General features: G+C 42.6%; 18 protein-coding genes. All 18 read right to left on the reverse strand.

Annotation, left to right across the window (positions count from 1 at the left end):
- Positions 1-338: 338 nt before the first annotated feature.
- A complete protein-coding gene (locus tag LZ23_RS05345; RefSeq protein WP_045212249.1) occupies positions 339-1,025 on the reverse strand; it encodes a response regulator in 687 nt (228 codons plus the stop codon).
- Complete coding sequence (locus LZ23_RS22340) at positions 1,018-3,150, reverse strand: PAS domain-containing sensor histidine kinase (RefSeq protein ID WP_052507137.1); 2,133 nt, start codon at positions 3,148-3,150, stop codon at positions 1,018-1,020. The genes LZ23_RS05345 and LZ23_RS22340 overlap by 8 nt, the downstream gene beginning before the upstream one ends.
- A 167-nt stretch (positions 3,151-3,317) precedes the next feature.
- Positions 3,318-3,509, reverse strand: a complete 192-nt coding sequence (locus LZ23_RS05355; RefSeq protein ID WP_045212251.1) for a hypothetical protein — start codon at positions 3,507-3,509, stop codon at positions 3,318-3,320.
- Between the two features lie 433 nt (positions 3,510-3,942).
- Positions 3,943-4,134, reverse strand: a complete 192-nt coding sequence (locus LZ23_RS05360; protein ID WP_045212253.1) for a hypothetical protein — start codon at positions 4,132-4,134, stop codon at positions 3,943-3,945.
- A 136-nt stretch (positions 4,135-4,270) separates the two neighbouring features.
- Positions 4,271-7,228: a type I restriction endonuclease subunit R gene (locus LZ23_RS05365; protein WP_045212255.1), complete on the reverse strand. Its 2,958-nt coding sequence runs from the start codon at positions 7,226-7,228 to the stop codon at positions 4,271-4,273.
- On the reverse strand, positions 7,225-8,385 hold the full coding sequence (locus LZ23_RS22345; RefSeq protein ID WP_052507138.1) for a restriction endonuclease subunit S: 1,161 nt from the start codon (positions 8,383-8,385) through the stop codon (positions 7,225-7,227). The genes LZ23_RS05365 and LZ23_RS22345 overlap by 4 nt, the downstream gene beginning before the upstream one ends.
- Positions 8,375-9,895, reverse strand: a complete 1,521-nt coding sequence (locus LZ23_RS05375) for a type I restriction-modification system subunit M (RefSeq protein ID WP_232300416.1) — start codon at positions 9,893-9,895, stop codon at positions 8,375-8,377. The genes LZ23_RS22345 and LZ23_RS05375 overlap by 11 nt, the downstream gene beginning before the upstream one ends.
- Complete coding sequence (locus LZ23_RS05380; RefSeq protein ID WP_232300422.1) at positions 9,883-11,382, reverse strand: type I restriction-modification system subunit M; 1,500 nt, start codon at positions 11,380-11,382, stop codon at positions 9,883-9,885. The genes LZ23_RS05375 and LZ23_RS05380 overlap by 13 nt, the downstream gene beginning before the upstream one ends.
- Before the next feature lie 309 nt (positions 11,383-11,691).
- Positions 11,692-11,859 (reverse strand): hypothetical protein, encoded by a 168-nt coding sequence (locus LZ23_RS23910; protein WP_157493111.1) that lies wholly within the window; start codon positions 11,857-11,859, stop codon positions 11,692-11,694.
- Positions 11,860-11,877: 18 nt separating this feature from the next.
- Positions 11,878-12,879: a hypothetical protein gene (locus LZ23_RS05385; protein ID WP_045212260.1), complete on the reverse strand. Its 1,002-nt coding sequence runs from the start codon at positions 12,877-12,879 to the stop codon at positions 11,878-11,880.
- Positions 12,880-13,222: 343 nt separating this feature from the next.
- Positions 13,223-15,019 (reverse strand): GmrSD restriction endonuclease domain-containing protein, encoded by a 1,797-nt coding sequence (locus tag LZ23_RS05390; protein WP_045212261.1) that lies wholly within the window; start codon positions 15,017-15,019, stop codon positions 13,223-13,225.
- A 52-nt stretch (positions 15,020-15,071) separates the two neighbouring features.
- On the reverse strand, positions 15,072-15,944 hold the full coding sequence (locus LZ23_RS05395) for a hypothetical protein (protein ID WP_045212263.1): 873 nt from the start codon (positions 15,942-15,944) through the stop codon (positions 15,072-15,074).
- Positions 15,944-16,684 (reverse strand): YaaW family protein, encoded by a 741-nt coding sequence (locus tag LZ23_RS05400; RefSeq protein ID WP_045212264.1) that lies wholly within the window; start codon positions 16,682-16,684, stop codon positions 15,944-15,946. The genes LZ23_RS05395 and LZ23_RS05400 overlap by 1 nt, the downstream gene beginning before the upstream one ends.
- Before the next feature lie 52 nt (positions 16,685-16,736).
- Positions 16,737-18,134, reverse strand: a complete 1,398-nt coding sequence (locus tag LZ23_RS05405; RefSeq protein WP_198145908.1) for a GTPase — start codon at positions 18,132-18,134, stop codon at positions 16,737-16,739.
- A 70-nt stretch (positions 18,135-18,204) separates the two neighbouring features.
- Positions 18,205-19,812 (reverse strand): dynamin family protein, encoded by a 1,608-nt coding sequence (locus tag LZ23_RS05410; protein ID WP_045212268.1) that lies wholly within the window; start codon positions 19,810-19,812, stop codon positions 18,205-18,207.
- Positions 19,787-21,799: a dynamin family protein gene (locus LZ23_RS05415; protein WP_045212270.1), complete on the reverse strand. Its 2,013-nt coding sequence runs from the start codon at positions 21,797-21,799 to the stop codon at positions 19,787-19,789. Before LZ23_RS05415 ends, LZ23_RS05410 begins: the two co-directional genes overlap by 26 nt.
- Positions 21,800-21,950: 151 nt before the next feature.
- Complete coding sequence (locus tag LZ23_RS05420; protein ID WP_045212271.1) at positions 21,951-24,092, reverse strand: 3'-5' exonuclease; 2,142 nt, start codon at positions 24,090-24,092, stop codon at positions 21,951-21,953.
- Positions 24,093-24,138: 46 nt separating this feature from the next.
- Entirely contained in the window at positions 24,139-24,753 is a 615-nt protein-coding gene (locus tag LZ23_RS22350; protein ID WP_052507139.1) for a lecithin retinol acyltransferase family protein, read from the reverse strand.
- Between the last annotated feature and the right edge of the window lie 140 nt (positions 24,754-24,893).

The raw sequence follows: 24,893 nt of genomic DNA on the forward strand, positions 1-24,893 counted from the left end.
ATTCCCATCCGGGCCTGAGCCATAAGCCGACAACACCCAGCAGCAATAAGACAGACACAATCCACACGCCCATTTTTAGGATGCTCTTCATTTTTCGCCCTTCCTGATCACAATTGAGTATACTGCGCAAAAAAATTGCCAGCCACCTCGTCTATTTTCAATAATACATTTCTGTTTGGCCACGTCTATAGGGGAATTGCTTATTTTTTCCGAGAATAAATCCCGGGAGACAGGAATATCTCCCGGGTGGATATTGAGGAGGGTGTTTTAATGATTTGATCTAAGGGGCTGGAGGAAGGTGTTCTCCTATGGCATGACGCCCCATGGTTACCTGTAAATTACGGGTCTTCACCCTTCCAATGATCGATATCGATCAGACCGATTCGTGCCGCGTAACGAACAAGATCAAGAGGGCTTTTGGCTTGCAGCTTGTGCATGATATTGGTGCGATGGTTCTCAACTGTTTTCGGGCTGATATACAGCCGGTTCCCGACATCTTTGGTGGAAAGGCCTTCCACCAACAAGCGCAGGATTTCTTGTTCGCGGGTCGTCAGGCTCCTGTAATCGGTGTCAGCAACGTACACTTCCTTGTCTGCGGCTTTCAAAATCTTTGAAACCACTGCACGGGAAACCGAGTTGTCAAGGAAAAACTCGCCTTTTACGATGCATCCCAGTGCTTTCAAAAGCCCGTCACCGGCGGATTCCTTGACCAGGTATCCAATGGCTCCGGCCTGAAACGCCTCGATTATATATCCCATTTTGGAATGCATACTGACAATCAGGATATGCGTCTCGGGCAGGACGCTTTTCAGGGTCCTGGTCAGATCGATGCCGCTTTGATCGGGGAGTGATATGTCAACCAGGGCGATATCCGGCCTGCACTCCGATGCCCGCTGCAGTCCCGTTTGCGCGTCGCTCGCCTCTCCCGCCACCTCGAATTCCGGGCTGCGTCCAATGATTGCCTTGATGCCTTCCCTGAAAAGAGGATGATCATCGACAATCAACACTTTTGTTTTCTTAACCATTTTTCCTCCCTAAACACGGCACCTCGATATGGATTTCAGTGCCTCTTCCCGGTTGTGACTGAATTCTCATTTTGCCCCCGAGCAGACTGGCCCTTTCCTGCATGCTGCGAAGGCCCATGCGTTTCTCCCTGATCGAGGCTGAAAGCCGTTTCTCCGGATCAAACCCAATACCGTCATCTTCTATCCTTAAGATAATCGACGGATGGGAGGCCACCATTTTTACCGCAATCCGCTTGGCACGGGCGTGTTTATGGATATTGTTCATGCCTTCCTGGATCAGACGATACAGGTTGATTTCCGTATCAAAATCAAGAAGCAATTCTTGAATCCCCATAAAGCTCATATCCACATCCAGCCCTGTTTTCTCTCTGAAATCATTGCCGAATTGAATAATGGTCTGCATGAATCCGAAATGATCCAAGCCCGGGGGCCGCAATTCATAGGCAAGATCCCGGATATCCGAGACGGTCTCTTGCAGTAAAGAAGAAATCTCCGCGATCTTTTTTCGAGTCTTCGGAAGGTGATCCGGGTTCACATTGCCGAGGCTGTCAAAATCCATTTTCAATGACGCAAGGTTCTGTCCCACCCGGTCGTGGAGTTCACGGGCAATCATCTGGCGCTCGCTTTCCTGTGCCCTGATGAGCTGCTGGGAAAGAGCGTGAATGCTCCGTTCAGCATCCTTTCCCTCCGTGATGTCCTGGACCTGGGCCATATATCCGACCACGGACTCGCCCATACTCATCCCCAATGGGGTGATCAGCACATCCAGATACAAAGTCCCTGTTCTTGATGGATCAAACATGGCTGGGTCCGCGGTTTTCGCATAATCAAGAGCCAGTTCTTCTCGAATCGCGTTGCCTGCCAGCAGTCTTTTTTTAGTCTCGCTGCTCAGCAGAGGGTCGTCAAAGAGCGATTTTCCCATGATTCGAGTTGTATCAGATATCCCGTAAAGTTCAATATAGGATTTGTTCATGCCGTACAAAAGGCCTTGAGCATCATAAACCGCAATACCGATGGGCGACTCCAGAAAAATATTCTTGAGCTGTTCGTCGATCTCCTTCAATACCTGCTCGGATTGTATCTGAGCTGTAATATCCTCAAGAAAGCTCAGGAAGGCCGGCCGGCCCTTCCACTCGATCCGCACCCTCTTGTTCCGAAGCCATCTTGTTTGCCCATCCTTGTCAACCACCCTCAGATTATATGGCTTTGGCTGCATCCGGTCCTGCATTGCCTGCGTATGATATTTCATGACCATTTCTGCATCGTCCGGATGGACAAGATCAACCATGGTCAAGCCGGCCGACTCTTTTTTGGAATATCCTGAAATATCCTCGAATTTAGCATTTGAAAATTCAATTCTGCCGTCCTGAGTAACGACAATACCTTCATTCGCGTTTTCCACAACAATCCGGTATTTTTCTTCAGAATCCTGCAATTTCAGCTCGATCTGTCGGCGCTGAACAATTTCCTCCTTGAGCTCCAGGTTTGCTTCTGTCAATTCACTCGTGCGGGCCTCGACCTGTCGCTCCAACTTCTCGTGAGACACCTTGAGATTCTCCTCAAGACGAATTCGTGCGGTAATGTCAATGACCGCGATGTAAAGCTGGTTGCTGCTATGTTTGCCGTCATCCACGGACACGGTTTGCAGTTGGGCATGGAATTGTGCACCGTTCCTGTTCACAAGCACAAGTTCGCAAACCTGCCTGTCTTCGGACGCAAGCACTCTTTTTCGATGGAAATAGAACGTATCCTGAGAGCTAGGCGCGATGAAACGGGAAAACCGTTGCCGGATCAAACGCGCCCTTTCAAGGCCCAAGAGTTCCGCGCCGGCAAGGTTGACCTCCTTAATCAGGCCTTTCTTGTCCAGGGTGAAGTACCCGATGGGGGCAAAATCGTAGAGTTCAAGGTATCTGTCCCGTGACTGTGCAAGTTCGGCCTGGGCCTGACGCAATTCCTCATTCTGCATCTCCAGTTCAACCTGGTGTACCCGCAGTTCATGAATGAGCTTTTGAGTATCAACATCTGAAAATTCCGGCTGCCCGGCAAAATCTTTGCTTAGCGATTCTTCCGCCCTGCGGCGGAGTTTCTTGTCAGCCTCTTCTCTTTGCAGGTTTTTCTTGGTCATGATTTCATGTCCCTTTTCAAAATTAAAAATCCGGTGAATAAGTATTCTTTGGGGTCGGACCTAACCATCATACTTAAATATCAGGATAAATATCCCAAAACAGCCTATTTTCGGAGCTTAGAAGCCCCCCAATGAAACCCTGCTTTGCAGGAACGCTTTGCGTTGTTTCATAAGGTAAACATTTTACCCTCAAAAACATCATTGTAAGCCGATACAGGTTCTTTCAGTGCGTACATCCCTGACTTGCCTACTTCATGGACCCTGCGGCCGCAAGCTCTGCTGCCAAGCATTTCCTTGACCTTTTCGACAAAATCTTTGCAGCCCACTGCAACACCTTCAGTCCAGTCGATTGGCTTCAAATAACCATTTAATCCATGTGCTACGGTCCTTGGCGAACTTAACAGGCTGTTGAAAATCCTCCAATTGCTGCGTCGCTACAAAAAGTTCAAATTCTTCCGTATGTCTAAATACGCTGCGACCTTGAACTATTTTTGCTCCTTGCACTTGGAATTTTTGAACAGCCTGCCTGATAAGGACTTTTTCAACACGCTGTTAAGCAAAAATTCCTTTTTATGGCATCTATGGGTAATATGCCATACATGATCAGGCAAAAAATATCTGTTGGCTCTGGGCATATTTGCTTACAACTGGTTTTTGAGTATCGAAATGGGCGTTCTAAGGCCAATTTTAAACTATATAGAGGATATTTATACAATCAACTCAATAGCTTGATTAGGTCCGACCCCAAATCTTCCTGGGTGGCAAAATAATTGAGCTGAAATACCTTATCAGTTATCTCTGGTCATAATCCTGGGATTGCACGGACTTTGAGCTGCAGGACTTGGTATCTTGAGCTTCTTTGATCAATTGATCTATTAACAGCAAGCCGGAAATTTCGTCTTCAACTGGTATCCTGCATCCATTTCCCACGACATACCACTGAATGCCAATGTGTATCAGTTTGTAGTCAAAATTTTGTGCCATAAGTAGTTGTCTCTCCCTTCAGCTTGCTCGAAACAGATCTTCAAACATTCCCTCTCCAAAAGAGTTCATATGCCGTGGATAATTGCCAGCTATGTTTACAGTTATGTGGGGCTTTATCCATCATTACAAAACACAATCAATAATACTCCCTGATATACCCGTAAGCCTTATCAAAAAGTTCCTGGTCCTGGTGCAGACGGTATTTGAACAGGGTTTTGCGCAGGGCAAGCTTGACCTCGCGCTCGCCTGCATGGGTGCTTTGCCAGCCATCAAAACGCACGTATTTGACAATCTCGTCAATATCACCCACCACCCGTTCAACAATGATGGGGGTTTCTGAATTTTTGGCTTCTTCAAAAAGCTCTGTCAAAGCAGCCTTGCCCTGCTCTTCTCTTGCTACAGGAGGCTGGGTTCGTTCGGCATTGACCACATCTCTGGCCAGATTCAGCAGTTCTTTGAGAAATTCCACACTGGTCAAAAGACCCTTTTCATGTTTTTCCTTGAGATCTTCCAGCCGTTCACCCAGAGCCCGGAATTTGGGATTATTCAGCCGTTTCCGCAGCCAGCGCGACACTTTGATTTCAATCTCTTTGGCTTTCTTCTTGGGGTCAGGCGTGCCAAGGACAGCTTCCAGCAGGTCAGCGTCCAGAACAAGGGTCTCAAGATCATCTCGTACCGCGTCCACATGGACATGCTGATGGATCAGTTCAATGGTCTTGGCTCCAAGGGCGTGCCAGAGCAGTTTTCCACTGCCTGATGAAGGCCGGACAGAATCATAAACCTGAGACAGCCAGCGGTAGTCTGTCTCAAAAGGACTTAGCACCGGGTCCGGAGAAATTGCTTCCCAGAGCCTGCTGAGATAACTGTAGTCAGCTGCAAAACTGTCCCGAACTTCATTGTTGGGCAGGCAGTCCTGAGCAGCCATAAGGCCTTCATAGCCAGTAACTGTTTTGTCCACTCCTGGAAAATAGGTTAGGCATTTCTGCACGGCCTGGGGCAGTTTGGCCTTGAGCTCATTAATATTGGCCACCACCCGGGTAATGCCCTCTTCATCAAACTGGATGGCCTGGGCAACATCATCAAACACCCCGAGATAATCCACAACAAGCCCGTGAGTTTTGGCAGCACCGTATGGGCGGTTGGTCCGGCATATGGCCTGAAGCAAAGTATGATCGCGCAGAGGCTTGTCCAGATACATGGTCTGCAAAATGGGAGCATCAAATCCGGTAAGAAGCTTTGAAGTAACAATGAGTATCTTCAGGGGATCTGCAGGGTCTCGAAACCGGTCCAAAAGCTTTTCTTCAGCATCCCGGTCCAGCTTGTAATCAGCATATTTATCCTCGCCGCTGTTAACGGTCATGACCACAGCAGACATTTCTGCAGGCAGGTATTCATCCAAGGCATTTTTGTAGAGCACGCAGCTTTCCCGGTCAAAAGCAACCACTTGAGCCCCAAACCCGCTGGGAGCAACCTTTTCCTGAAAATGTTTTGCAATATCCTGACATATTGTCTGGATACGCTCAGGTGATTTGACCAGCACAGCCATTCTGGCTGCTGTTTTGGCCAGCTGATCCCGATCCAGATCGCTCAGGCTGCCGGTCATATCCTTAAAGGCTTCATCAATGGCCTGTTTATCAATATGCAGTTCAAGCAGTCGCGGCTCAAAGTGCAGAGGCTTGGTTGCTCCGTCCCGGATGGAATCTTCAAAACCGTACCTGCTCATGTAGCCTTGCTGATCTTCATCAGCCCCAAAAGCATAAAAGGTGTTACGGTCCGCACGGTTGATTGGCGTGCCTGTCATACCGAACAAAAAAGCATTAGGCAGGGCTTCACGCATTTTACGCCCCAGGTCTCCCTCCTGGGTCCGATGGGCTTCATCCACCATGGCAATGAGATTGCCGCGGTCATTGAGTATCCCATCTGCCTCGCCAAACTTGAATATGGTGGTAATGATGATTTTGCGAACGTCCTGAGCCAGAAGGCGCTGCAAGTCATCTCTGCTTTCAGCCTTGACCAGGTTGGGTGTGTCTGCTGCATAAAAAGTACTGGAAATCTGAGCATCAAGATCAATGCGGTCCACCACGATTATTACTGTGGGGTTTTTCAAAGCCGGGTGCAGACGAAGCTTTCTGGCGGCAAACAACATGAGCAGGGATTTACCTGAACCCTGAAAATGCCAGATCAAACCCTTTTTGGGATTGCCGGCCACAACCCGCTCCACAATCTTGTTGGCTCCGTCATACTGCTGATAACGGGTCACAATCTTGATTCTGCGCTTTTTCTTGTCTGTGGCAAAACAGGTAAAATTGGCCAGCAGATCCAGAAGTACATGAGGCCGGAGCATGGAATCCACTCCCCTTGCCACTTCCCTCATATCCGGGGAAACAATATCTGTTTCAATGCGCCACGGCCCCCAGAGCTCCACAGGCAATCCAATAGAACCGTATCGAAATTCCTTTCCATCAGTGGCAACTGAAAACAGATTGGGCACAAACAGTTCTGGAACATTACGCTCATAATCGTCATGGATCTGGATGGCCCCGTCCAGCCAGCTCTGACTGGAACGCACCGGAGTCTTGGCCTCAATGATAACCAGCGGAATGCCGTTGATGAAAAGCACAAGGTCGGCCCGCTTTTCTGCTGCCCCGGCTCTGAAGGTGTACTGAGTTGTAACCACATAACTGTTACTGCTAAGATTTGAAAAATCCATAAGCCGGATGGTCACGTGTTCACCGTCAGGACCAAAGGGCATGGACCGGCCGCCTGTAAGCCAGAAAGCAAATTCTTCATTGGCCCGGACAAGACCATCACTGCGCACACTCATAATTATAGCCCGCAGTTTATAGAGAACATCATCCGCCAGCTCAGGACGGGCAGCAATTTCAGGATTGAGTCGAATCAATGCCTCCCTCACCCACGGCTCAGCCAGCACCTCTTGGGTTTGCCTGGGCACATCCCCGGGCAGGGCATACTTCCAGCCGGTTCCGTAGGTTTCCTTGGGAGCAACAGCTGTCTTGGCTGAAGTGCCTGGAGTAAATCCGATGAGCCGATCCCGGATAAAGGCTTCAACTGTGTTGGATTCGGTGAAGGTCATGGATTTCCTCCTAGTATATTATCCAAGAATATTTTCATTTTATTCTGAAGAAAGTTCATTCGCACTTCAATCTTGTCTTTGAATGATAGCAGTTGCAGAAAGCTTTCTGATATTCTTTGCTGGATATCCTTTGAAGGAACAGGAATCTTAATTTGGGAAAAAGAGCTTTTATTCACAATCGGCACGGCAGTAGTGGCTCTATTAGCCTCAAGCTGTCGTCCAGACTCGATAAGGCACATAAATAGATACATTGAATCCATATCTTTAGGAACAACAGCATTGATCTGCTGATTGAATGTCATCGACACATTGCACAGAGCAACCTTGCCAATTGTTGATCCAATGCAGACAACCAAAACTGATCCAGCTGGAACAATTACTGAATGCTTAACTCCGTATTCAGTAAGCGCCCTTTGGCATGTTATTAGGTTTGGCTCAATAAAATCCATGTCTCCTGGGGTTGCAAAAGGGATACTATTTCCCCAACATCCTTTTTTAGAAGAGCTTGGCGTTCTTCCTGTAAAGATAGTTGCAACCTCTGAAAGACTCTTAATATTTGATTTATTATGTTTAAACATCTCAATTTTTGAATGAGCAAAAGAACGAACTAATTTCCAAGCATCAATTAGCAGACTATTCATAGATCCATACAAATCATAACTTGCCCCCAAAACCTCCGCAATCCTTCTCTGCTCATCCAGCGGCGGCAGGGCGAATTCATACCACGCAAGATCAGAAAAATTTACGTAAGGATTTACTGAACCTTTAGACTGCTTGATGGAATGGTCATGAAAGGACTCGGTCTGCATAATGAAAGGCAATAGTTCAGGCAGCAGTACGCTTGGGTCTTTAGGCTCTAAAACAAACGTCGTATTAGCAGTAATCCCTTCAAAATCAGCCAGCGCAACCTTGCGCAAATATGTTCTCCGTGAGCCGTAAAGCACATGCCCCGGTTTAAAGCGCATATGAAAAGCCGGACCAAGGTATCCATCCCCAATGATCCCCCAACGCCTTATTTTCAAGTCGTCAGTATCCATATGCTCACCAGCTACATAGCACTCTATATCTGTTTCCTCCGGGTTTACACGGTCACGAACCTGCCTGACTACATCCCCAAAAGCAACCTTAGTCCACCCCTTCTTCAGCTTATCCGGCATTATCAGTCTCCTCATCAACAATGCCGTCCAGCATATCCACAAGCTCATCCATTTGCTTCCAGAAATCCCGGCCCTCTGCTTCAAATTTTGTCCAGGCTTTTTTCAGATCCATGTCATTTCCATCATTGTTGTTATTTATCACCGGCCTTACATAACGGGGGATGGACAGGTTGGCGTCTTTGGAAAGTATGTCTTCCACAGAAGCAACCCTTGCAAAGCCCGGTTCATCCTCAAAAGACTGGTAAGCATTGAGAATGCGCTCCTGGTGTTCATCTTTCAGAAAACTCTGGGCCCGTTCCCGGGCCACTTCCTTGACAGCATCAATAAACAGGACTTTTCCCTGACGCTCCTTTGGCTTACTGGTGCGGCAGACCACAACACAGGCTTCCATGGGTGAATTGTAAAAAAGATTAGGGCCAAGACCCAATACGCACTCCAGAAGATCATGCTCCACCAGTTTGCGCCTCATATCAACTTCTTCATTGCGGAAAAGTATTCCGTGGGGAAAAAGGATGGCGCAGCGCCCAGTCTTAGAGTCCAGGCTTCTCAGGATATGCTGGAAAAAAGCATAATCAGCCCGGCCCTGGGGCGGGGTTCCCAGAAAATTTCTGCCCCAGACATCATTTTGCCATGCTTCCCGGTTCCATTTCTTGATGGAATATGGAGGATTGGCCAGAACCACATCAAAGGTGCGCAGCCGGTCTTCACGGGTAAAAGCTGGAGTGCTTAAGGTATTGCCGGCCACGATATGGAAGTCCTCAACCCCGTGCAGCACCAGATTCATGCGGGCAATGGCTGCGGTAATATGAATCAGTTCCTGACCATAAAGCCCCAGGGTCCGGACATCACCTCTCCTGCGCTTTACTTCAGACAAACAGGAAATAAGCATCCCGCCTGTTCCAACAGTGGGGTCATACACTGATTCGCCGGATTGTGGCTCCAGCATCCGGGTCATGAGGTGAACCAAAGTCCGGTTGGTGTAGAATTCCTGGGCTGTATGACCGCTGTCATCAGCAAATTGTTTGATGAGATATTCATAGGCATTGCCCAGTTCATCCTCTGGCACTGCGCTCAAGCTCAAGGTATGTCTGGAAAAATGCTCAATAAGGTTTTTCAGGGTGGAATCAGGCAGATGGGCCTTGTCAGTCCAGGGAGCGTTTCCAAACACCCCGGCCAGACGCTCAGGATTGGCAGCCTCTATGCTCCTGAAGGCATTGAGCAGTGTCCGGCCCACATCCTGAGAAACAGAGCGAACATCTGACCAGTGAGCTCCAGCAGGAATGGTAAAACGATCATCAGCAGTCGCCTTGGCAAACTCTGAATCATGGGTTTCAGTTAGACTGACATTGTATTCCTCATCCCACACATCAGAGAGGCGCTTGAAAAAAAGAAGCGGAAAAATATACTGCTTGTAATCCCCTGCATCCACCAATCCCCTGAGGAGCTTGGCCGCTCCCCAGAGATAGGATTCAAGTTCACGCTGGGAGAGATGGGTGCTCAATTCAACCACCCTCCTTTATTCAATACTTCGCGCAGTTTATCCTCAGCTTCTCTGGCCCTGGTCAGGGCATCTTTGAAAGCAGCGACAGCCTCAGGCAAAGGCGGGATATCTTCGCCAATGGGCGGCAGAACATACCTGGAAATATTCAGGGTCCAGTCCTCAGTCTTAATCTCATCCAAGGGAACAACCTTGGCCCTGTCCTTAACATCTTCAAAAGATTTAACCCATGATACAATCTCATTCACATGTTCAGAATCGAGAAAGTTCTGAGCCCGGCCTTTGCGCATCAGGCTGGAGGCATCCACTACCAAAACTTTACCTTTACGCTCGCTTGGCTTGTTGCGCCGAATAATGAGTACGGCAGGAGCCAGTCCTGTACCGTAAAATATATTGGGAGCCAGACCGATTACCGCCTCAACCAGATCCTGCCTAAGAATCTTCTGTCTTATCTTACCTTCTGCTCCTTTGCGAAACAGTGCGCCCTGGGGCAAGACAACTGCCATGCGGCCTGTTGGAGTGGCCATGGAAGCAACCATGTGCTGCACCCAGGCAAAATCCCCGTAACTTTTGGGAGGCAGGCCGTATAAAGCTCTGCCCCATGGATCTGACTCCCAGACCTCAATTCCCCATTCTTTGAGGGAGAATGGCGGATTTGCAATTACGCAGTCAAATGTGGCTAAGCTGCCCGTGCTGGAGTCAGTAAAGGCGGGGTTGCGAAGAGTGTCTTCCCTGACAATCTTGAAATCTTCAATACCGTGCAGGACAAGGTTCATGCGGGCAATGGAGGCTGTAGTCAGGTTTTTCTCCTGTCCATAAATTTTGCCAAAAAACCTTCTGGGATCGCCGCCATTCTGCTGAACATGCTCAATGGCCCCCAAAAGCATGCCCCCAGTACCGCAGGCCGGATCATAAATACTTTCACCTTCCCTGGGATCAAGGATATTGACCATCATGCGCACAACACTGCGAGGTGTATAAAACTCGCCCGCTTTTTTGCGCCTGGTTATATCTGCGAACTTGCCAATGAGGTATTCGTAGGCATCACCAAGGATATCTGAACTGACTGCCTGATTGCCAAGAGAAACCTGGGAAAGGCCTTCAATTAGATCCTTGAGAATTTCATCAGACAAAACTTCACGGTTCCCCCAGTCAGGAGAGCCAAATACCCGGTACAAGGTTTCAGGATTGGCCAGCTCTATTTCGCGCATGGCATGAGAAAGGGCCGCCCCGACATTGACAGGCGTCTCGCGAACATCCCGCCAGTGGCAACCTTCTGGTATGGTAAAACGGTGGATCTCAGGAAAATCAACCGGCGCAACCTCGCCAAACATCTCTGCTGCCTGGGCTGTTTCTTCATCCCAGACATCACAGATACGCTTGAAAAATAAAAGGGGCAGGATATAGGCTTTCCAGTCTGTGCGGTCCACTGCGCTTCCACGCAAAACCTCAGCACAATTCCAAAGGTGTGATTTCAGGGATTGAAGGTCAAGAGGCACTATTGTTCCTTATTGGGTGGGTCAGGAGTTTGTTGAAAACTAAATATGAATGAGTTTGGTGCAAAAAAGGATTTTGCACCAGATAGATGGCAAAGGACTATAAAAACAATGAATTGCAAATTCGCCCTTGTGCCCTAAATGCGGCAAAAGACTTTTTGCGCTGACATTTGAGTAGGTTTTATTGAGGCAATTTATGTAAGCAATAAATAGCGGCTCGGAATATGACTATCTCGGCTTCAAAACTGTCAGCAGTATGTATAAAAATCTTTATGCTCATGTATTTATTTTAAAAATACTTGATTCTTTATCTCATTTTTTAAATCCGCTGAGTGATTTTACAATGTATTTAAGAATTTTTTTTGATATATTCATACTGTCATTACTAATTTGATAAAGAGCTATTTTACTGAATCTTTCCTTAATTACTTTCTCCCCGTCAGTAATATATTTATTACGCAAATCATGTTCTTTATGCATAAATAATTCCTATATTCACTATATGTTGATTCCCAATAATTCACAGGCTCTATTTCCATCTAAAGGTGCTAATCTAAAGTTGCTGATATCTGCAACACCCTTTATGGCACTTATTGTTGATTCTACAACTTTTGTTGTAGCAATAAGATTTAATACATCTATTTGATTGGCAGCATTTTGTCTTATTATCTCCAAATGTGCAACAAGCTTTTGAGCTTCTTTAGCTCTTTCATTAAGTTTCGAAATTTCCTGACCAATTTTTTTCCATCTCTCTTTGACTTTGGTCCGTGCTTCTTTTCTATAGTTTATATCATCCAGCGTATTCAATCTTAGAGACTCTGGGGCCTCATCAAGAGATTTTTCTAATTCTAAATCTTTTCTTTCACCTTGCTCAAGGTCTTCAAAAACCTCTTTTCTAATTGTTTTAAAATCATCTATACCCTGCAAACCAAACTTATTTAAAAAATTTGCAGCAAAATTTGTGAGCTCATATACAAGCACAGCATTCTTAAAATACAACTTCAACTGATTATTGCTTTCATTTGCAGCAGAAGCATCGTTTATTTGATCCAAAATATCTTCATTAATTTGTTTAAAAACATCAATAACCACTGTAAGTGTTTGAAAAGATCCGCTTAGCTTTTTTTGTGCTAAAATAAGATTTTCTATTCTATTTTTGTCAAACTTGCTTAAGTCTAACTTAGCAATTTTATCATCAATTGACTTATACTGATCTTCCTCGATATAAAAAGCTGTTGCGTAAATAATTTTTTCTACATTTGCACTATAATCTAACACCTTATTTTTTATTTCACTATTTATATGCTCACTTGCAACAAGGTTATCACTTAATATTTCAATATTTTTAAGCTCAGTCTTTTTTTGTGTATCTGTCAAATAATCAATTTGAGAGATCAACTCATTTTTAATCAATTCCGTTCCTTGTAACAAAAACTTTTCTCTAATAGATTTATTATCATTACTATCTTGATTAATTAAAATACTGTTATCATTGTTCATTTCTAAATTCCTTTAGGTTGTTTCATGTCTATTATTTCCTGTAAAAATTGGTACAAAATCTTTGAAAATAAATTTAAAAAAATTCTTGTCCCTCTGTGCCTCCAACTGATCTTAAACCATAGCAAGATATACTCATGGTTCGTTTTTTTTTCAATCAAATCCCATTAAGTTGTCAAGTAATCTTTGTTCTGCTGTTGAAATCAAATGGTTTATTCTTTTTCCAATAGATAAGCTTAAACAAATTTATGTCGTACATTCTGTGATCTATTTGGACATTTTTTACTCCCATTCACTATACCAAATATAGCTCCTCGCACCTAAATTATCAAAAATGATAAGAAACTTAAAGCCTGAAATAGAAATCTTTGATTTTCTGGGCCATGAGCTTTCTTCTTTCCTTTAAAAAATCTTCATAATGATCAATGGTCATCTTATCCATATCCTCTGGGATACAGTGAAGCTTGAAATTAACTGCCAGCTGATCTCTGTCGGTAATGGCTCCATAGGCTGCGTTACCATTCGAACACTGCTCCAGGAGGCATGAAAAGTACCTTGATGGTTCCTGCGCACCAATGGAAATGTTGATTTCACTTTGCATCATAACATAATTGGCGATCTGATTGTATTTTCCTTTGGTTAGTCCATGTTTTTTCAGGTACTTTTTTGGGAAGAGATGGTGAACATCCCCTCTGTGGGTAATCAGGTCACGCACGGTTATATCTCTGGACAAAAAGCCTTTGTCGTTGTCAAAGACTTGGGATGCCAGATAAACTTTGAAATAGGGACTGCTGGCAACAGAAGTTCTCATCTGCTGGGGAAGGCCTGACTTCCAGAATGCGTCGGATAGTTCTGCCTCTTCTATTGAGTCCAGTGTGTTGCGAACACCGTTTTCATGGATCAGTTTGACATCATAGTCCATAGCAGATTCAGGAGAGGATGAATATCGCCCTGTAAGTACAGACATCACAAACCATCTGCGGACACACGATTCTATTTCTGGAGCAGGACGCTGGTTGCTGCGCATTACAAGATATATGGCATAAGCCATATTCAGGGTATTTTGAGAGCGAATAAGCGTGCTGTCTACAAATCCGGCTGAACGGATAATCATGAGAAACCTTTTGAAATGGTTCTCATGCATGAAATTGAAAATCCCTTTTTCAAGAGATGCAAAGGAGCTTTGAGCTATTGCCTCTTCAAAGTCTCTTGTCTCAAAATTTCTTCCAGACAAAAGAGCTACAAGATCTTCCAAGCGTCCTCTTCTGAACTCTGAGATAAAAGCAACTCTTAGTGCGTCTGTATAGGATGGCTCATAAAGGTCATCATTTTCATTCCGAAGCCAAGCCATCTTTCGAAAATAATCGGTACTGCTAAAATCCTTGTCCACTTGAGCGATTTGGTCATAAAATTCAGGCGCAGCTAATAAATGACAAAAATAATCAATACATTTCCTGAGATTATTACCGCCATATATTTCATTTGCAGCTATCTTGGACATAGCAAAGTCCGCTTGACTTAGAACCACCCCAGACGAGTTGATACGAATAAATATTTCTGTGACTGTTTCAATATCCAAATCTGAATTAAGTTCGATGAGACCAATATGGTTGTTCACAATGCCTTTTAGAAGTGAAAGGCTCTCGTAAACATCATCCTGTTTGTTTCCTGGATTTCTTTCACAATAATCATTCACCAGTTGCAACATTTTGGCATTGGGAGATAACACCTCGGAAATATCATGAATCCATTGCTTGTCCTTTCCAATGGCAGGATTGAATACTTCAAAACGCTTCTCTGCTGGATGGAAAGATATCTTGATCCTTGTTTTCCTGTAATTCTTATCAACAACCTGCATTCCCAAAATCGCTGCCATAAGAGCAGTAACCCGCTGCTGACCGTCAATTAAGATTCTTTTTCCATCAGATGTGCTTCCATCTTTCAGCCTGACTGCAGGATTCCTCCAGGCGATAAGATAGCCCACAGGATACCCTGAATAAAGGGAATCAATAAATTCGCGGACTTTTGTAGCAGACCAGACAAAAGGACGCTGTATCTCAGGGATGGCTATGTCTTTTGATTCTACCCAGGTAAGCAGGGTTTGGATGGTGTATTGGTTTACTGAGTACTTTTGGATGGTCAAAGTTTTGCTCCGGAAAATTGTGGTTGCAAACAGAATCAAAAAGGGAGTTCAACTATATTGAATATTCGAGCATTATCCTGTTTTCTTCAGAATTCACTATCGATTTTATTTCAGGCATTTTCTTTTGTAGTACTATGGAGTTTTCATTATGTTCACCAGCAATGATTGCCCTGTACTCTCTGTTAGCCCACTCTTTGTATTTGTTAATTATCATCTCATATTTCTTTTGTGATTCCTTTTTTATAAAGTCGCCAAATTCGATTTTTTCAAGCTGATAATAACCTTGAGACTCAATAAAAAAGGCCTTGGGTACAAGGTTAAGTGTAACGTTTATATAATCAATGACAATTTCTTTGTGTTCTGGAGAAAAATTATCAGATATATGTATAATGTTATCCAAAAAAAATAAATATTGATTCCTTAAATCTGAAAGTGAAGAAAGCTTTATTATTAAAATATCATTATTATCAACATCATTATTTGAATGATATCTCATTGCAATTAATTCTCGAGTAGATTCTACTGCCCCAAAGTATGCTGTCGTTTTTTCCAAATAATAAACTAAATTTTGTGATAAAAACTCTTGTTTAACAACTTTTTGCAAGTTATTTATTGACTTTTGTATCTTATCCAATTTTTTACATATATACATAGTAGATATAACTACAGCACCAATAATTGCTACAGAAGATAAGCCAATAGATCCTGCAATTAAAGCTTGTCCACCTTGAATTTGTTTGGCAATACTAATCAAGTCTTGCCCATTCCCAACTGAAATCTTTTGGAAAGGAATATGTTTAACAATCTTATAATTATCTAGCACATCCCTTGCTACACCATTCCTGATAATTACTTCTCCTGTTTTTATCTTCTTTATCAAATCATTTGATAAAGAAGACCAGTCAATTACATATAAGTCATCCATTATATGAACCCTTCTTTCTTTCCTAAAAGTTTGTAGCGCATATAACATATATGCAATGTGGCAGGCATAATTACTCGGTAAGCAGGGCCACTTACCAGGGGTAATGCTAATAAAGCTGTGATAGCCCAACCGATAGGCCCGGCAAACATGGCAACACCTCTTACTAGGGCAGCATTTGCTCCTAAGGCCAAACCTCTACCCAAGATTGCTCTTGCTACAGCATTTGCAACAATTACTGCCAACTTGTATGCAAGAAAGCCATTTAACTTAATTGCCGTCTGCAAGGCTGCCATAATGACAGGTGGAGCTAATATTTGAACATCTAAGTTAAAATCCTTAACAAATTCTGCTCGTTGCCTTTCATCCATTTCTTCCAGTGACTTTTCTACTACCTTCATTAAAAGTTCATTTTCTATCTCTAAAGTTTTAGAATTATCATTACATTTCAAGCTAAATTTGCTGCATACTCGTGATAAAATTTTTCTGTATAAGACACCTTTACCTCTGAAAAGATTTACAAAAGTATCTCCTCCAAAATGTTGCACTTCGGCTGCAATCAAGTCCCATATTTCACTATAGTCAGTGCAAGACTTAAACCGTTGTTCTTGAGTCAAGCTTTCTGTAAAACGTTGATTTCCACTTTTGGTCTTAGTCAAAATATCTACAAGCACCGATAGATCATCATGTTCGCAGTACTGCAGAAAATCTAGATCAGGATCAATTCTATATCGTAACCCCATAAAACTCCTCCATCTTATAGCTTATCACTGTTTGTAGTTACAGATACTCATATTAATTCAGCGATAATAACGTATTTCGCAAATTTACAAGATGAATTTTATCTTCAACACTAATATCACCAGTCAATGAATGTATTAAAAGAATAATAAGATTATTTTGGACCTTATGCAGCTTAGAAACGAGGCTACTATTTAATTTTTTACTATATTGAATACAGTATTCCTGCAAAGACTCTGCATAGACAAGCATCTTTTCGCTGATATGTTCAGAAACAGAATTCAAGTTGCGTTCTGTTATATCTTCACTATAATCTTTAAATCTATTGACAATATCTTCGGCGTAAGAATCACCCAAAAAATATTGATCTGACACTTCCTCCAGTACGTTGACTATGCTAAAATGATTAAGATTTATATCGAGGGTAAATGATGGGATAAATTCATCATCTGAGAACGTGCTGAATATTTTAATTCTATCTATTGTTTTTTTTGATTCATAATTGGCGAACTCGTACAACGATTTACATCTTTTTGTTATAGCATCATGCACTCTATCTTGATACTTTATCACTATAGGCCTTGCTTTATCATCCTTGCTGGAAAAGGGATTGATTGAGTCAATGAAGGAAATGTTGTTTTTAAGATCTGCTTCGAGCAGCTGAGTAATTGTGCCAATATCAACTTTTGCATTATAGCGTGTTTTGTCAAAGTAAAAATCATCCACTTTAAGAACAAGCTCTTCAATTTCAGACAAGCTAAACTTCTGAAAACTTAGCATGAACACAGTAGTGAGTAATACTTTTTTCATAAAAAATTCAAGCACATCCAGTGCAGGCGAGCTTTCTTTGATTTTGCCAACCAGGGACTTCAAGGCGCTAAAGGTAAATATTGCTACAAGTCGGTCACTGAGATCCTGTTCTTGAAAAAGCTTATTAACCTGTTTTACTTGCTTATTTATTTCAGATATTAACACCTTAGAGTCAGTACGCTCATTACACAATGCATCAATCTTATTCAAAATGACTATTATTTTTGCGTCCGAACCCTTCAGAGCCTGTAGAAACTCTAAGTCGTCCTTCTTAAATCCACTGCTTGTATCAACTACCCAGAACAAAACATCTATGGCGGTTAACAGATGACTCAGATCATCATGAGAAAAGGTCTGACCAAATCCGGGCACATCAAGAAGGTTCATATAATTCAGATAGTCATAATCTGCTCGAACCATTTCAATATTCAAGCTGGGATCAAGATCAGGACAATGATCTCTATATAAGGCAGTCACTTTCTGGGTTGTTTCACCAAGTCCCATTTTAAACTGATCTTTTGTTCCCAGAAGAGCATTTAAAAAAGTAGACTTGCCAGTTGAGTTTTCACCAAAAACCGCAACACTGGGCTTGAATTCATCAAAGCTATGTCCGCCCATAAACTGATCCAGTTGCTGGCTCATATCTTGAGCGGCCCTGCTTAACTGTCCAAATTGAATGGTGTTTGGCTCACTCATAGCAGACTGGATGAAATCAATTATATTCCTGAAGAAGCTCATCAATCACACCCCTAATCTCTTGTTGATATTTTTTATAGAAATCAGCTTTTTCCTTTTTCGCCTGAATTTCCAGTGAACCCTGCTCTTTGAGTTTTTCCAGGCTTACAAGCTCAGCACGTATCTTACCAAGATCAGCATGTTCATATTCCTGCATGAGTATCAGCTTATGATCTCGCAATGCATCTGTTATTATTGATTCGCATTTTGACAGGATTATTGAAGTCTGCTCTTCCACATTTGACTTAATAAACCAGCCACCAAAAGCATCGACAAGCTTTCGGACATTGTCTTGAACAACAGTAGCCAAAGGTCCTGCTACTTTACCGTACTTGGGGACGTGTGATGCTATCAGGGGAATATATGAAATTATATCATCAATATTTCTCAGGGCAGACAGCAGTAAATATCTGAATTGATCGAAATGAGGCCTGAAATCATCAGTTGAAATTGAACTAACCTCAATATACTTGGAAATATCATCAATGGCAGCCTTAACCAGTCCAGGCACTTCTGTTTCAAGCTTATCAAGCATAAACTCTGTATTGGGAACATCTGTAACGCACCTGTTAATTTCCTCAACAAGTTCTTGAAATCTCGAAGCTACCTTTGCTTGAATACTTTGAATTGACTCGTTCAGCTCCTTTTCGAGACGTTCCTTTTTTTCAATTAAACCTTTAAGCTCTATATCGTGCGCCTGTATTTTCCTTTCCAGCTCTTCGCTGCTTAAGCTTTCGTTTTCTATTAAAGCGTTAATTTGAGCATCTGCAAGCTTGGAGATATTTCTGAAAGACCTTTGAACCCTTTCAGAAAAGACCCTTTTTTTATCTAATGCATTAATGTATGTATTGAGACTTTTTTCAAAAAATTCAGCCTTGCTCTTGGCTATCCTCTCCGAATCACCTTCCAGAATGCCAGCCAAAAACTTAAGGGCTGAAACAGGAAAAACATCGTATTGATTCATTATTTCTCTGGGCAGGATGCTGTCCAGACTCTGATTTTCGTCCAATGAGTCAATCTTATTCAACACTATAAAAATCTTGTCCTTATGAGATAGTACTACCTTGCTCTGGAAAAACAGCTCTTCTTCTTTGGTCATTCCTTTGGAAGAATCCAGAACAAAGACAACAGCGTCTGCAAGAGGGACATAGCTCAAAGACCTTCCTTCCCGTTGACCGGAAATATCGTCAATACCTGGAGAATCAATAAACCTTATCCCCCTGTGCTTAAAGTCCTTGAGTTCAATACTGAGATGGGTGACATTATCATCTTTACCAGCGTCAATAATTCTCTGCTGTGTCAAATTGTAGTTGGAAAAAGAACCATCATTGGAATGAACTGTCAGGATATCCTCAGGTCCATATTTGATAGTTGTAATCAGGGATGTTGTTGCCCCAAGGCCTGCGGGTAAAAGATTTTTTTTGATTAGACAGTTAAGCAGCGTAGATTTGCCATTGGCCACTGTTCCACAAAATATTATTTCAATATCTGTTTTTTTTGATAGATGCTTAATGTTATCTAAAAAATACTGAATGTCATCGTTGTTCAGGATCTCCAGCTTATTTACCAAGTGCATAATGCTCATTATTTCCCCCAGTCTGAATTTTTGAAAGTCTTTCCTGAAAAATATTGATCTCGTCCATCTGCCTTTTCAACTTCTCTATCTGCTTCTCTTTTTCTTCAGGTTTTTCAATGGTATCCAAAATTGTTTTAAGTCTTATCTGAGCAGCATGAGATGCCTGCATTATTGCTGTTTTGATTAGATTCAACTGGTCGAGAATACTGGTCATTCTCTTTTCCAAATCTTCTCTCATACCAGATGCAATCTTATCAGAAACTTCATCAGCGATCTTTTTATTGGAATCGGTAGAAGATCCTAACAACGTTAAAACAATAGTTAAAACTGCGCCAACAATCAGGCCAATACCAGGAATCATAAAAGCCAGCCTTGTAGCTATAACCTGGGCTGCTACTCCTCCAATCGCCCCGCCAGCAACCCCTACAAGCAAATCTTTCGCAACCCCTAAATCATCAGCATAAGATGAATTTGGATTGAATTCATACTCTCCAGACAAGTTTTTCTGAAAAATATCTAAACGTTCGATATTATCTATATTGTAACCTTCAAATTCATTAATTTTATCGTTAATCAGATCGATAACAGTGTTAATTTTGTTTTGGCTTTCAATGTAAGATGAAAAAATTGAATTTATATAGTTTGAAACGCTGCTGTTCATGTCTGATTTGGAATCATTTATTGCTCCTACAATACACTTCTCATATTTTCCTTTTAAACCAAAAATTATGGCTTTATCAAAAAAACCAATATCACTATCCAATCTATTCTTAATTTTATCCTTAAGAATAGATTTTATAGTTTCAACTATTCCATGAATGCTATATGTAGTTGTTGACAAGCTCTTGTTAATATCATGCAAACTGCTTATTTTATGATTAAAAAATGATTTCAATTCTTCATTTCTTTGAACTAAATCATTTTTAATTTTTTCTATTTGCTTAAGGTTATTTTCACTTTCCTTTTTTCCAATACTCAAAACATTTGCAATTTGATCCATACAGCTGTTTGCAGACTTTATTCTTGTACACAATATTTCGCTCTTATTTTTAATTATATGATCCCAGAAATCATCTTGAAACTCCTTAAATCCAGATTCAATAATCTTTTCCTTGTTGTTCAATATATAACCACTAAGCGCTTTCAATGATGATAAATGATAGTGCCTGATTTCATCCGGATTAATTTTAGCACTTTCTGCAACATTGATAATTGCTTTTTGGGTAACATCATGTATCTGTTTCTCCACCTCTTCATTGGACATTACCACTCGCATGTCATCATTTATTACTGTATCCATCTTGTTAAAGACCACAAATCTCTTGGAAGATTCTATCCTGTTGATTACTTGTCGCACAAACCTATCTTCGCCTTTCTTCATCCCAGAATGAATATCAAGTAACATGATTGTCCCATCACTCTCTTCAACAGCCCTTTCTATGATATCAAACACAATACCCTCATCTAATGAACCGAATCCTGGGGTATCGTAAACTGTAATGCCCTTCTTAAGCATAGGGTGGCGGACGCCTACATTCACAACATTTTTATTATATTTACCTGTTTTATCTTCTATATTTCTTCTTTCAGACTGATTTAATTCCACAAGGCATCTTTTTAGTTCATCTATGCTTTCACATTCAATAGCTTTGCTTCCATCTTCATAGAAATATTTGTCACTGTAATTAATCTTAAAAAGTCTTGCGGTAACAGCACCAACCCCACTATGAAGGACATCACCACCGAATATCAGGGCATTGAGAAAAGTTGACTTACCACTTGACACTTCTGCCACAATTGAAATTGTAATATTTGGATTTCCAAACTTTTTAGAGAGCCCCTGTAGCTTATGTTTACAATTACTTTCGCTGAGTGGACTTACGACTTGCTCAATATCGCTGGAAAGAATATCATTCACAATATCAAGAGCTTTGATACATTTTTGCTCATAATTTTTAGACTGACTATTATAATAGTCCAAGCTATCAATCGACATATTGACTCCTTTTGCAAGTTAAAAAAGTGCATTATCTCTAAAGCCACGACCAGACATCTTAGTACAAAAAAATTATGCAGTAATACTAACCTTTTCTTGATCCGTATTCATGGCAATAACTTGTTTTTTGCACCCAGCATTAAAACTGTTTCTATAGACTTTCATCCTTGAACCCCAAAAACTTAGAAGGCTCCCCATAACTGGTAACCAGAAGTGTCTTCCTTGCTCTGGTTGCAGCTACATAGAGCAGTGACCGCTCCATGACCTCGTTGTCTCGGGCAATAAACTCATCGCTGGTCGCAAAATGCTCACTGTCATAAGGCACAATGGTCTTGTTCACCGAGGCTATGATCATATGATCAAATTCCAAACCCTTGACCCTGTGCATGGTGGCCAATCGGAGCCCTTTCTTTTCTGAGCTGATGGCATCACCTGGTAAAATCTTGATGACATCAATATTTAAATCTTCGAGTCTTTCCTTGTATTGTTCCAGTATTTTGTTGGTACGAACAGCAAGGCAGACACAGCTCAAGTCTTCACCTGCCTGTTCAAGTGCCTGGATATGCTTCAGGATATGAGTAATTTCATCTTCAAAGGTGGGCAGGTTATGGACTGCCGGCTGGAGCCCATGCATCATGGACAAGTACCCATTACTTTCTTTCTGTGCTTCACCCAGGCTCTCACCGGGGATGCTGCTAATGATACTTTCCGCCCAGATCCGGTTTTCTTCAGTTGTCCGGTAATTTATCCTTAGCTTTTTTCCCCTGCCGCGAATATTAATCCCGCATCTACCAAGCACTGCTTTACGGCGATATATTCTCTGGTGAGCATCTCCGGCTATGAACAGATCATTTGCACTTTCTGGAACTAATTGCCTGAGAAGTCTGAAGGCCAGAGGCCCCATGTCTTGAGCCTCATCAACTATTGCAGCACTGTACTTTACCAGGCCGGGATTGTTTTCAAGCATGACCAGGGCGTCATGCATGGCATCATCTGGTTCTTTGAGCATGTTGTCATTCAAAAGCAGCCTGTACTCCTCAAAAACAGCCCATAGAGCCACTCGCTCTTTGCGGCTTATCCTTATGCCTCGTCCGGTCCTGTCTGTATCTAAGTATTGCTGCAGGGTAGTAATACCTTCAGACTGAATAAGGTGTTCCCACTCCTCACGAAAAAATGATTTATCAAATCTGATTGATAAATCACCTGAGGCACGCTTCAGAGCTTTTTCCCAGAAAACGAGGTGTCTGCCATCATAGGAAATATCGAATTCATATCCGTTCTGACGCAGAAAGAGATTGACCCACCTATCTAAGTTGACCACTTCAATCTTGCTAAAACCATCTGCTGAACAAATCTTTTCCAGATTAAATTCAAGATCTGCTGCCAGATTTCTGGTGAATGTGGTGAAAAGTATCTTATCGCTGTTTTGATTAAATATATTTTCTGCCAGCCACTTGGCCCGGTGCAGGGCAGCAACGGTTTTGCCTGTTCCGGCTCCTCCCATTGCCCGAACCGGTCCGTTCCAGGAACGCTCCACCAGCATTCTCTGGGCAGGGTGAAGGAATACTCTCCATTTTTCCAGGGGAGCCTCAAGCATGGCCATCAACTCCTTATCATCTGCAACTACTCGGAAACGGCGCTTTGAATCAGGATGTTCCAGGGCTTGAGCAATGTCCTGCCGGTCTATATTGGAAGGCTGATCATAATTAATAAGCTCGTTGAAAACCTCTTCCACAGAAAACCCTTCAGCAAGAAAATAAAGCGCCTCGTATGCTTCATGGGGCAAACCTGACGACATTGCCTCCAGCTGCTTCATTGTTCTAATATTTCTGATTTTGGGAAGGAGCTCCTCGGGAACTCCCATTTTTTTCAGATGTCGATCATGTACGCCATCAAAAAGGCAAGGCTCACTTAAGTCAAAGGTATCTTCTTGTGGTTCGGCTTCAAAAACGCTTTCATATATCTGAATACTTCCTGTTTCGGGATTGATTGTGCACTTTTTATTTCTGGCCCAGCTGTATGCGTCATCATGCTGATCAACCCACAACAAAACATAAACATTTCCTTTTGCAGGTTTGAGCACTATTCCTCTGTAAGCATCATCAATCCGCACTGAACGGTAGTTGGAATCAGCAGCCACATTAATTTTTTCATAGTTGATACCCGGAAGCATTGGATTACTCTGGAATTTCTGAACAAAATTCGCCACCCGTGACTGTTTCTTGGGGGGTATCTTAGAAAAAGAATCAAGGAAATCACTGGAAATGGCTACCTTGATATGGGGATGAGTCATGATCTGTCCTTGCGGGTTAGAAAGAAATCATTCGGCTACACCGGGTTCAGCGACTCGGAAACTTGTTTTTATGGTCAACAATCAATTCAAGCGCTTCATAAAGACTGTCCTGCTTGATATCGTCCTGACTGGAATGTTTTGTCCTTTCAGGATTGCTGATCACCTTAATTTTCTTGCGGTATTTACTCGGAACACTTTCAATCTCAGGTAGTTGCTGGCACTTACGCATGGTTTTATAGATTTCCACTCCGATCTTTGCCACAGCTTTGACCGATGAAGATGAACTTTCCGATGAAATGTAGGTTTGCTCAAAAATATCCACCACAGCATCAGCAGCCCTGACAACCTGCTCGCTATTTTTTTTGCCGGTCTTGCACCAGGTTGCAAAGTGCTCGCAGTTGTTGAAAAATAGATTATAGCTGTCTTCACCCAGGCGACTGAAGGCTCTTTCAAGTGTCTTGTCCGCTGAGTCATGCTTGCTGTAGTAACGGATCATTAAGTTACCGCCGGCAGTAAACTCGTGGATGTCAGTCCTTTTGACCGCTGCGTTGCGCTTTTGACCGGGTTCGCCGGTATAATGAATTACAGTCCCATCCCCGCAATCTATGCCATGATGTGAGTACAATGCTCTTTGCACGAAAATGTGATCGCCTTTGGCCATTGATTACTCCCCTATTTCAGCTGACCAACATAGCCTTGCAACTCTTCCCGCAAACGCCCAGTCAACCTCTCATCACCCACAATCCTCACATCCGGAATCCAATGCTTGACAAAACAAAGCACCTCAATATCCCGGTGATA

The sequence above is a fragment of the Desulfonatronovibrio magnus genome (genome assembly GCF_000934755.1).
GTDB classification, from domain to species: Bacteria; Desulfobacterota; Desulfovibrionia; order Desulfovibrionales; family Desulfonatronovibrionaceae; genus Desulfonatronovibrio; species Desulfonatronovibrio magnus.